The sequence below is a fragment of the Dactylosporangium darangshiense genome (assembly GCF_039537565.1).
GTDB classification, from domain to species: Bacteria; Actinomycetota; Actinomycetes; order Mycobacteriales; family Micromonosporaceae; genus Dactylosporangium; species Dactylosporangium darangshiense.
Genome location: NZ_BAABAT010000036.1, coordinates 106,037 through 116,610, shown reverse-complemented (window position 1 = coordinate 116,610; position 10,574 = coordinate 106,037). Strand labels below are relative to the sequence as shown.

General features: G+C 69.8%; 9 protein-coding genes and 1 pseudogene. 3 read left to right on the top strand and 7 right to left on the bottom strand.

Annotated elements, in window-relative coordinates; translation table 11 throughout:
- Both ABD901_RS42580 and ABD901_RS42575 read left to right on the top strand, forming a co-directional pair.
- Nucleotides 1-1,267: hypothetical protein (locus ABD901_RS42580; protein ID WP_345136578.1), on the top strand; the 1,267-nt coding region annotated here is incomplete at its 5' end.
- A 280-nt stretch (nucleotides 1,268-1,547) separates the two neighbouring features.
- On the top strand, nucleotides 1,548-3,575 hold the full coding sequence (locus tag ABD901_RS42575) for a choice-of-anchor D domain-containing protein (protein ID WP_345136576.1): 2,028 nt from the start codon (nucleotides 1,548-1,550) through the stop codon (nucleotides 3,573-3,575).
- 199 nt (nucleotides 3,576-3,774) lie between these two features.
- Here the strand turns inward: ABD901_RS42575 and ABD901_RS42570 are convergent, their stop codons facing one another.
- The 5 genes and pseudogenes from ABD901_RS42570 to ABD901_RS42550 form a co-directional block, all read right to left on the bottom strand.
- Nucleotides 3,775-3,933: a hypothetical protein gene (locus ABD901_RS42570; protein WP_345136574.1), complete on the bottom strand. Its 159-nt coding sequence runs from the start codon at nucleotides 3,931-3,933 to the stop codon at nucleotides 3,775-3,777.
- Nucleotides 3,934-3,994: 61 nt separating this feature from the next.
- Nucleotides 3,995-4,738: a TIGR03619 family F420-dependent LLM class oxidoreductase gene (locus tag ABD901_RS42565; protein WP_345136572.1), complete on the bottom strand. Its 744-nt coding sequence runs from the start codon at nucleotides 4,736-4,738 to the stop codon at nucleotides 3,995-3,997.
- A 36-nt stretch (nucleotides 4,739-4,774) separates the two neighbouring features.
- Complete coding sequence (locus ABD901_RS42560) at nucleotides 4,775-6,457, bottom strand: MOSC domain-containing protein (RefSeq protein WP_345136569.1); 1,683 nt, start codon at nucleotides 6,455-6,457, stop codon at nucleotides 4,775-4,777.
- The gene (locus ABD901_RS42555; protein ID WP_345136567.1) at nucleotides 6,457-7,311 is read right to left on the bottom strand and encodes a DUF427 domain-containing protein; all 855 of its coding nucleotides are present in this window, start codon (nucleotides 7,309-7,311) and stop codon (nucleotides 6,457-6,459) included. The genes ABD901_RS42560 and ABD901_RS42555 overlap by 1 nt, the downstream gene beginning before the upstream one ends.
- Nucleotides 7,312-7,337: 26 nt before the next feature.
- A pseudogene (locus ABD901_RS42550) lies at nucleotides 7,338-7,550 on the bottom strand (SDR family oxidoreductase); the annotation flags it as partial.
- Between the two features lie 424 nt (nucleotides 7,551-7,974).
- Here ABD901_RS42550 and ABD901_RS42545 point away from each other — a divergent pair.
- Nucleotides 7,975-8,751: an LPXTG cell wall anchor domain-containing protein gene (locus tag ABD901_RS42545; RefSeq protein WP_345136565.1), complete on the top strand. Its 777-nt coding sequence runs from the start codon at nucleotides 7,975-7,977 to the stop codon at nucleotides 8,749-8,751.
- A gap of 59 nt (nucleotides 8,752-8,810) precedes the next feature.
- Here the strand turns inward: ABD901_RS42545 and ABD901_RS42540 are convergent, their stop codons facing one another.
- Together ABD901_RS42540 and ABD901_RS42535 are read right to left on the bottom strand one after the other, a co-directional pair.
- The gene (locus tag ABD901_RS42540) at nucleotides 8,811-10,154 is read right to left on the bottom strand and encodes a S53 family peptidase (RefSeq protein ID WP_345136562.1); all 1,344 of its coding nucleotides are present in this window, start codon (nucleotides 10,152-10,154) and stop codon (nucleotides 8,811-8,813) included.
- 171 nt (nucleotides 10,155-10,325) lie between these two features.
- Entirely contained in the window at nucleotides 10,326-10,568 is a 243-nt protein-coding gene (locus ABD901_RS42535; protein WP_345136559.1) for a GyrI-like domain-containing protein, read from the bottom strand.
- Nucleotides 10,569-10,574 lie beyond the last annotated feature (6 nt).

Genomic DNA, 10,574 nt, shown 5'->3' with positions numbered 1-10,574 from the left:
TCCTGGCTTCATCGCGGGCGTACCGCGCTCGCTGTCCAGCTCACCGACAAGGAGTCCCGCCGTGCCTGATTTCGACAACGACGACCTGCTGTCCAGTGCTTTCGCCGAGTTCCGCGGCGAGGCGTCCACCTATGTCAAGCCCGCCGGGACCGCTGCGGCACGCGCTACGGTGCAGCATCGGCGCAAGGTGCGGACCGTCGCGGCGAGCGCGATCGCGGCGTTGGCGATCGCGACGCCGGTGGCGGCGTATGCGGCTGCCGGCGCCGACTCGAACGGGCCGCCGGCCACGCCGGAAGCCTCGACCAGCGCGGTCGAGACCCCGTCGCCGACCGGGCCGTCGACGGCGGCGAGCGCGACGGTTGCGGCGCCGGACGGGCGGATCAGCAAGGCCGATCTGGGTGATGCGACGCTGTCGATCCCGTCGTGGCCGAAGGGTTTCGATGCGGGCTGCCCGACGGGTTCGGTGAAGCTCAGCGGCGGTAAGGCGGGCAGCACCGGCAGTTTCAGGCTGGAGGGCGACCCGGTGTATGTCGACGTCGATCATGACGGGGCGCAGGAGACGGTGATGCTGCTGTCGTGCAGCCCGCAGGGGTCGGACTACAAGGTCCTCGTCTTCGACCGGGACACCGCCGGCGCGATCGTCACGCTGGGGCAGGTTGTCGGTAGTGCCGGTAGTGAGGGCCGGCAGGGTAGCGACATTGAGACGATCTGGCAGGTGCAGGCCGGCGACGGCGGGCAGGTCAGGGTTGATGTGGGTGAGTACCGGCCGTGCTGTGACATGGCGCAGGCGTCGCAGCACCAGTGGCGTACCTACGGCTGGAACGGTACGGCGTTCGCGCAGACCGGTGGGCCGACTGCGTTCGGGCCGAACCCGAACATCACCGACGTGAGTGTCAGTGCGGGCAAGTTGACGATGACCGCGACGGGCTCGGGTACGTGGGCCGGCACTCTCACGGTGACGGTGCACAACAATGCGCAGTTCGCCACGCCCGGCAAGCTGCGTATCGCGTTCGGGGTGCCTGACACGTGGACGGTTCAGGCGGTCTCGGGCTGCACGATCCAGCCGGACGAGCTGCCGGTGCCCTGCCTCAGTGGCAGCATCCCGGCGGGCGGCTCGAAGGTCTTCACCCTGAAGGTGACCGCGCCCGCCGTGCCGCAGCAGAGCGAAGGCAGCGTCTACTCGTCCGCGCAGGACGACCAGGGCCGCGGCTACCCGTTCCGCGACAACAACGTCGCCCCAGCGAAGTTCCAGATCATCCAGGGCTGACACAACAGCACAAGCCCGGTTCCACGGTCGCCGACCGCGGAACCGGGCTCGTCCGTTTCGCTCGCCGATGAACCACCCGTGATGCACCGGACAGCAGGCCTGGGCCCTCGCGCTCCCGGTCAAGACCGACTGGCTCCACTGGACCACCGAACGGCCAATTGAATCCAATCATGGGTACCACTAGCCTCTAGCCGCTCTGGCAACATGAACGACGACGACGGGGAGCAAGGTGCGCCTTTTGTGCAAGTTCGGCGCCATCGTCGGAGCAACGGCCCTTGCCGTGACGGCATTACCTGGTGTGGCCAACGCGGCCGCGCCAACCGCTCCGTACGACGCCTTCACCATCAACGGGTCGGTTTGGAACTACAGCTTCGATCCCGGCAACGCCACCATCGCCTTGGGTGGGCGAGGCCCCGAGGGCTTCGACTTCTCGGCCACCACGCCCGGCTCCGGACACTGGTTCCATGCCTTGGTGGCCGCGCCGCAGGGGAAGACGCTCGGCCTCGGCACGTTCCCCACGACGAGGATGGGCGACGCGACACACTACGCGCTGGACGTGTTCGGCGACGGTGTAGGTTGCAGCGATTCGTCGGGCTCGGTGACCATCCACGCCTTGACCCGCGACGCAGCGACCAACGCCATCACCTCGATCGCGGCCAGCTACTACCAGGACTGCTACGACACGAACGGCGAGATCCGCTGGCACTCGGATCAGTCCTACGTAAACGGCATTCGGACGCCCAGCTTTCTCGGCTTCGGCACGGTTGACGTGGGGCACAGCTCGCCGGTTCAGACAGTGACGATCACGTCGTCGGGCAGTTCGGCGCTCAAGCTCGGTACCGCCTCGCTCGGCGGGGCAGTGCCGGACGCTTACACGATCACCGGCGACACCTGCACCAACGCCACGCTCCAGTACGGGCAGAGCTGCACGATCGGCGTCAGGGGCCAGCCGACCGCAGGCGGCGACCAGGACGCGACCCTCACGGTGCCGGACAACACCACGTTCGGGAAGCGAACGATCGGCCTGGGCATGAGCGGGCGCCTCGACGCCGAAGGCACCTACGTGCCGGTCATCCCGTCCCGCCTGCTCGACACCCGGGAGGGCAACGGTGCGCCGAAGGCGCCGCTCGGCGGCGGCCAGACGATGTACCTGCAGGTGACGGGTCGCGGTGGCGTGCCGTCGAGCAAGGTCTCGGCGGTCGTGTTGAACATGACGGTGACCGGTCCGACCTCGGCCGGTTACCTGACCGTCTACCCGACCGGTATCACCCGCCCGACCGCGTCGAACCTGAACTTCCCAGCGGGGTGGACGGGCGCCAACGCGGTCACCGTGCCGGTCGGCACCGACGGTCAGGTCGACATCTTCAACGCCGCCGGCAACGTGCACGTCATCGCCGACGTGCTGGGCTACTACTACGCCTACGACGACACCCACACCCAGTGGGCCGGCGGGCAGTACCAGCCGACCCTGCCGGAGCGTGTACTCGACACCCGTGACTCGGCGTTCGGCGGCGCACTGGCTCCGTCCGAGTACGTGCGGATTCCGGTCAGCTACGGCTCGGCGGTCGACTCGCACATCCGGGCCCTCGCGGTGAACATCACCGCGGTCACCCCGACCATGGGCGGGTTTGTGACGGCGTGGAACGGCATTGGTCCGCCACCGACCGCGTCGACGCTGAACTTCACGCCGGGTTCGGTGGTGCCGAACTTTGCGGTCGTTCCGACTGCGTGGTGCTTTCAGTGCGGCGGTGGCGGCTACCCGTCGATCGGCGTCGGTAACTACTCCGGCGGCTACACGCACATCGTCGTGGACATCTTCGGTTTCTACGATGACGGTCAGCTCCCGGGTGGTCTGCGGTTCCACCCGTTGACCCCGACGCGCATCGTCGACACTCGGGACGGGCTGGGTGCGAGCACGTTCACCGGCACCGGCACCAAGACGGTCACCGCCCCGACCGCGGTGGCCGGTGACAACACGTACGCGCTGGTGACCAACGTGACCGGGGTCGACCCGGCGAACTCGACGTACCTGAGCCTGTGGGCGACGGGCGACACCAAACCGACGGTGAGCAACCTGAACCTGACGCCGCACGAGGTCCGGCCCAACGCCGCCTTCGTGCCCGTCGGCCCAGGCAACAAGTTCAACGTGTTCAACGCGGCATGGAAGGTCGACGTCGTCATCGACGTGTCCGGCACGTTCGAGTTCGCGCCCGGATCGGCCCTGCCGGGCCAGGTCAGCAGCCTTGACCGGCAGGGTCCGCTGCATTCCGGTTCGACCGGCACGCCGCAGCGCCAAACACTGCCGTAGATCGGCAGATTCCACGAGGCTACGGCGGCACCGGGGCAACCCGGTGCCGCCGTCGTATGAGCTCCGCAAGCACGAGGTCTCCGGTAGCTGCCTACCGGAGACCTCGCCGCATACGGCCCGCGCGAAGCGCTGTTTGGTCGGCCGACTTCATCTAAGGACCTCGATTCTCCCTCGGGTGGGCGCCGGCGCCCGCTGATCCTCATGGCGCGAGGACGCCGAGGCGGTCGGCCGCCTCGATCACCTCGCCGAGCAACCCGAGCCACTGGTCCACGTCGGCGGCCTGAAGGCCCACGTCGAGCCCGATGCCCTGGCCGCCGGCGAGGTACACCTGGGTCACACCGCTCTCGCGGGCGGCCATGAGGTCCTCGGCGACCTGCCGGGGCGATCCGCCGAGGAAGGGACGGCCGTCCCCGATCGGCTCACGGGTGACCGGGGTCCGGCCAGGGCGCCTGGTTGACCACCATGAGGTCCGCCGGGTCGCGGCCCGCCTCCCGGGCGGCGTCATGGAGCGCGGACACCGTGCCGCGCAGTTCCTGCGCCGAGGAGGCGATCGGGATCAGGCCGTCCGCGATCCGGCCGGCGCGCTTGACGGCGGCCGGCGAATTCGCGGCCAGCAGCACCGGAATGCGGGCCTGGACCGGCTTGGGGCTCACCTGTGACGGCGCGATCCGGTAGAACTCGCCTTCGTGCCGGACCGGGTCCGGGCCCCACGCGGCCCGCATCGCGGTGATGAACTCCTCCGTGCGGGCGCCCTTGCGGCTGCTCGACACGTTCGCCGCCTCGAACTCGTTGTGCTGCCAGCCCTGCCCCAGACCGGCGATGACCCGGCCGCCGCTGAACCGGTCCAGGGTGGCGAACCGGCGGGCGAGCATCGCGGGCACGTGCAGTGGCGCCACCAGGATCGCGGTGCCCAGCTTGATCCGCTCGGTCACGGCGGCGACATAGCTCAGCGTCTCCAGCGGCTCGTACACCGAGCCGTAGAACTCCGGCAACATGTCGGGTTCGCCCCCCGTCCACAGCACGACCTTGTCGACCGGGCGGAGCAGGCGTTCAAACGTCCACAAGGCGCTGTAACCGAGCCGTTCGGCCTCCTTGGCGACCTTGACGATCGTCTCCGGCGAGGTCCGCGGCCCGGCGGTGGGCAGTGCGAGGCCGAGCTCCATGGGTCCTCCAACAGGTGGAATGGCGTCCTGAATGGGCTACATGTCCAGGACCACGTCGGACTCCGGGTGGGAGCAGCAGGTCAGGACCTCACCAGCAGGTGGGGGTTCCAGAGGATCCGGGGCGTACGCGACCGACCCCGACAACAGCGGCGTACTACACGTATGGCAGACGCCCGTCCGGCAGCTCCAGCGCGTCGGGACGTCGCAGGCGTCCGCCAGGTCCAGGATGCCCCGGTAGGCCGGCGAGAACCGGGCGGAGATGCCGCTCCGGGAGAAGGTGACCGTCGGGCCGGTGCCGGGCGGACCGGGCGGCGGATGGGGCGGGCCGGTGGCGGTGGAGGTAATGCCAGGAGTGGTCGAGGGAAGGGCGCCGAACAGTTCGGTGCGAATCCGAGAGTCCGGCACGCCGGCGGCGGACAGGGCGCTGCGCATGTCGGACATGAAAGGTGTCGGGCCGCAGATGTACGCCGTAGTCGTGGACGGGACGCCCAGTGCGGACAACCGGGACGCGGTCAGGCGGCCCGACGTGGCGCTGTAGAAGACGTGCTCGTGGGCGTTCGGCAGTGACGACAACAACGCGTGGGACTCGGTGGCCAGGGGGTGTTCGGCCGGGCTGCGAGCGCCGTGTATCCACCAGATCTCGCGAGTGCTTTGCGTGGCGGCCAGGCTGTGCAGCATGGCCAGGACCGGGGTCAGGCCTATGCCGGCCGACAGCAACAGCACCGGGGACGAAGACTCCTCCAGGACGAACTCGCCGCGTGGGGCCGCGGCCTCCAGCAGCGTGCCTGCGCGGAGATCCGTGGTCAGGTAGCCGCTGACCAAGCCGTGGGTCTCGTGCTTCACGGTGATGCGGTACGCGGGGGCGCCCGGGGCAGAGGACAGGGAGTAGCTGCGGATCGGCAGTGGTGGTGACGTCGCGGGGACCCGAAGGGCCAGGTACTGGCCGGGGCGGGCCTCGGGCAGCGGGTCGCCGTCGGGAGACGACAGGTGGACCGACGTGACCGACGCGTTCTCGTGCGTAACGGATGTTACGAGCAGGGGGCGGAAGGCCGGCCAGGCGGGCTTGGCCGCGGTACCGGACGAAGCGAGCAGATCGACGAAGGACTGGCGCCAACCTGGGCTCAGGGCGGGGATCTCGGCGGCGACGCGCAGGCGGGCCGTGGGGCGTGACGGCAGGTAGAGGAGCGCGTCGGCCTCCGCCACCGTGACCGAGCCTGGGCCGGCGGCCGTCCGCACGATCTCGTCGCCGGCCCGAACCAGGCCCTCCGTGATGATGCGCATGTAGAAGCCCGGGCGGTGGTGCGACACCAGCAGCGCGGGCAGCTCAGGCTCCGAAAGGCGCAGACCGACGCGGTAGCAGGTGACCCTCGGCTGCGTCACCTCGAACTCGGCCGAGCCGATCCGGTACCGGTCGCCGATGCAGACCTCGTCGTCCGGCAGGCCGTCGACGGTCAGATTCTCGCCGAAGCTGCCGGGCGCCAGCTCCGGCCAGCCGAAATGCTGTTCCCAGTGGCGATGGGACTGGATCTGGTACACGAGCACGGCCCGCTGCTCGCCGCCGTGGCCGTTCAGGTCGCCCTGGCCGTCGCCGTCGATGTTCAGGCGGCGCACCATTGCCGGGCCCGCCACCGGTTGCTTCCAGACGCCCGTGTAGACGGTGCGGCCCTGCCACGGGACGTCCTTCGGCAAGCCGACGTTGACGGACAGCAGGGTCGGCATCAGTAGGCCGCCTCCGGGCTGAAGTCCCGGTCCAGTCCGTGCGATACCACGCTCTGGCCGGGCTCGGGGTGGAGGCGGGCGTCGTCGATGTACACCTCGACCCTGTCGGCCTCGAAGGACACCATGCCGCTGATGCGCCGGACCTCGGGCCACGCGTCCTCGTAGGACCACGCGGCGCGGTGGACGGGGCCGATGTCGTAGTAGCTGGCCAGGCCCTTGTACGGGCAGAACGTCTGGCCTTCCGAGGGGGTCATGGCGTCGGCGTCGACGTCCTCGCGCGGGACGTACCAGCGCGGGGCGAAGCCCGACTCGTAGAGGACCAGCGGGGTCTTCGTGTCCGCCACGACCCGATCGGCGGCGCGGACGACCAGGCGCCGGGCGCTCCGGCGGATGTCGATGCGGTGGTAGGCGTCCGCGGCGTGGCCGGCTATGCGCTCGTCCTCCTCGTAGAACGCGTCCATCGCGCGCCAGGCGAAGGCGATGCGGTCGCGCAGCTCGGCGGCGTGTGCGGGTGGGTCGGTGTGGCGCCAGGCCGCCCGAGGGGTGCTGCGGTCGCCGGTGTGTGCCGTGTACCAGGAGGTCGGGCCCAGATCGCGGTGCCGGGTGGCGTGCTCCTCCGGCTCGAGCACGCCGGCGGCGACGTCGTCGAGCGGGAAGTAGGCGACCGGGTACCGCGCCGGCTCGTGCAGCAGCAGCACGTCCTCGCTTTCGGCGATCCAGGCGCCGCCGAACCGGACGCGCATGCGGCGGCGCAAGGGTTCCGCGTAGAGCATCCGGTCCGGTAGCGGCTCGGCCACCAGGAAGTGGCCGACGGCGCCGGGCGCGAGCGGGCCTTGTTGCCAGGCCAGTCCCATAGCGTCCTCCACACAAAGAAGAATCGTCAGGTCAACGGCTCGCCGCCGTCTATGTGCAGCGTCGTGCCGGTCAGGAATCGGCTGGTCATGGCGAACAGGACGCCGTCGGCGATCTCGCCGGGGGTACCGATGCGGCCGGCCGGGTTGCGAGCGCTCATGTTCTCGAAGTAGCTGGCCTTCCCCTCCTCGCCGAACTCATCCCAGGCCCCGGTGTCAATCACCCCGGGGGAGACGGCGTTGACCCTGGTCCTGCAGTGTCCCGGTCATGGCGGCCTCCGGTTTCGATGCGGCGTTCGTCATCAAGCCTGCGCCGCGAGTCCGGGGCTGACCCAGACCCGGATCGCATGGTCAAATGCCGGCCGTGCTCGCCGCCCGATGGCGCCTGATTGCCGACGGCCATCTTCCTGTGGCTGCCGGCGCTGGCCTCGGTGCCCGCCGGCCAGCTCTTTCACGCCGGCTGACCGGTCACGGATGGTTCGGGCTCAATGTCGTGGGGTGACGGTATCCCCCGGACGGCATCGGCCGTTCGGCCATAATGCATGTGTGCGTCCGCACCGCATGCAATCTTATGCGCCGATTAAGTCCGAATAGTGTGCGTTGCAAACCTCAGAGTTCGCTGAGAGATTCCCCGGGTCATTGGAAGCCGCAAGCGAAGAGGACTGCATGAACCTTCGGGGGATCGCCCGGGCCGCCGCTGCGGCCACCGTCACCGCTCTGTTCATCGGCGGGCTCGGCACGCCGGCCCACGCCGCGGATGAGGCTCCCGGAGCCCTCCTGAACATCCCGGACACGGGTGTCTGGGCCGCGACCGCGCCGAACAAGGGCTGCGCCGGCATCGACACCGGTGTCGCGGTTGCGGACAAGGACGGTTGGCTGTTCAACAAGCCCGACGGCCGCTACACCGACCTCAACTACGTGTTCGTGTACATCAACGGTGCCATCGACGACCCGAACGCCGACGCCTTCCCGCTGATCCTCAACGCGGACGGCGTCTTCACGTTCGACCTCGGCGACGACGAGAACCCGCTGACGGTCGAGAAGGCGCTGACCGCGCAGAGCGACCAGCTCACCGCCAAGTCGACCGCCACGCCCATCGACCTGCCGACCAAGCCGGCGCCGGCGGGCGTCACCGGCCAGCTGGTCGACGACGGCGGCTGGATCAAGACCCCGAAGGGCTGGGGCCTGGTCTTCGGCTTCGCCGTGAGCATCCCGCTGCTGGAGAACACCACCTTCGACCTGGTCCGGGCGTGCGCCGCCGTGGCGCCGACCACCCAGCCGACGACGCCGGCGGCCAGCCCGTCGCAGTCCGGTGGGCCGACCCTGCCGGTGACCGGTGACAACACCGGCCTGATGATCGGCGCGGGCGTCGCCATGGTGGCCGTCGGTGCGGTGCTGTTCGTGGTGTACCGCCGCCGCCGCAACGTCAAGTTCGTCGCCTGATCCGCAGCACAGCAAACACAACGGCGCGGCCCGCTCTGGGCCGCGCCGTTGTGCGTTTTCTAGAGCAGCGCGAGGGCCGGGACGAACCGGCTCGCGTCGATCGTGCCCCAGCCGGAGCTGAGGTCGTATCCGGGGCCGGCCGGCGCGCCGGCGACGCCCTCGAAGCTGTTGTCGCCCGAGGTCACGTCGACCAGCCCGGTCGGCAGGTGCGTGCGGGTGCTGCCGGCGCCGAGCAGGTACAGCGCGGCGTTGATGTCGCCCAGGCGGCGCCCGGCCTGCTGGTCGGCGAGCGCGACGATGCCGGCGAAGATCGGCGTCGCCTCGCTGGTGCCGCCGAAGATGTGCCACGGCGAGTCGGCGCCCACGAAGGAGTAGTACACCCACGCGCCGCCGTCGACGGCCGAGCTCATCGAGATGTCGGGCGTGCCCCGGTGGTTACCGACGACCGAGCGGACCCCGGCCTGGAACAGCGGCCGCTGGAACACGTGCGACACGCCACCGCCGCCGGCGCCGAAGCCGTCGTTCCAGACCACGTCGGGCGAGACGCGCTTGCCGGAGTCGTCGAGGTTGAGCTGCGTGCCGCCGATCGACGTCACCAGCGGGTCCGACGACGGCCAGGAGTTGACGGCGTACGGGTACAGGTCCTCGCCGTTCTCCTGGTAGTCGGTCGCGCCGGCGTCGCCGGAGGCGGCCAGCACCGTGACGCCGTGCAGGGCGGCGTCGGCGTAGGCGTAGCGCAGCTTCATCAGGCTCGAGAAGTCGCCCTTGTCGAAGCCCGGGAACGTGTTCTCGGTAGCGCCGAAGCTCTGCGAGATGACGTCGCCGACGCCCTTGTCGATGAGCGCCTTCTCGGCGTTCATCATCTCCGGCAGGCCGGTCACGCCCTCGGTCTCGGCGATCGGGGTCTCCACCAGCACGATCTTGGCGTCGGGCGCGACCGCGTGGGCGTACTCGACGTCGAGCGTGGTCTCCTGCGCCCAGCCGACGTGGTCGGCGTTCGCCGGGTCGAACGGCGGGACGTTGCCGGCCTTGACCACCTGGACGGTCGTGTTCGGCAGGCCGAACTGGGCGTCGAACACCTCGAGGTCGTGCTGGATCGTCGGCGAGCCGAACGAGTCCACGATGACGATGGTGCGGCCCTTGCCCGTGATGCCGCGGGCGTACAGCGGGTTGAGGTTGTACGCCGTGCGGTACTGCAGCGGCGAGTAGCAGTGGATGCCGATCTGCGCGAGGCAGTCCGACGTGGACAGCGGCGCCGTCCGGGAGACCTTCTGGACGTGCCCGGCGACGGCCGGGCGGAGCTTGAACGCGGGCCGGTTCGCGGGCGCGACGACCGCCACTGCGGCCAGGCCGGCCACCGTAGTGGTCACGGCGGTGGCGACGACGAGCGAGATGAGCTTCATTGGCACCTTTTTCGGCAAGCTTCGTGCAGGCCAACAAGACACGCTCATCGCAGCGGGCCGGCCGCCCTCATGCATCAGCCGGAACCCTCGTCGTAACCCTTTCTCAATATTTATAGCCTTCCAAAAGCCGCATCGGCCCGGAATAATCCCGCCACCGTCACGTGACGATGTCTAGTGGTCCAGCAGCCAGCTCACCCGCACCCACGGCACGGGCTCGTCCGGGCCGTAGACCTCCCAGCGGACCCGGGAGATGCGCTCGCCGTTGGCGGCGCACCAGGCGTGGACGGCGTCGTGCGCCGCGCCGAGCTCCGAGTAGGGCCCGCGGTGGGTGGTCGTGGCCGCCCGCCCGGACGGCAGGTGTGAGGCGACGACTCGGCCGGTGAGCGGGCCCGGCAGCTCGACGCCGATCTCCACGCTCGG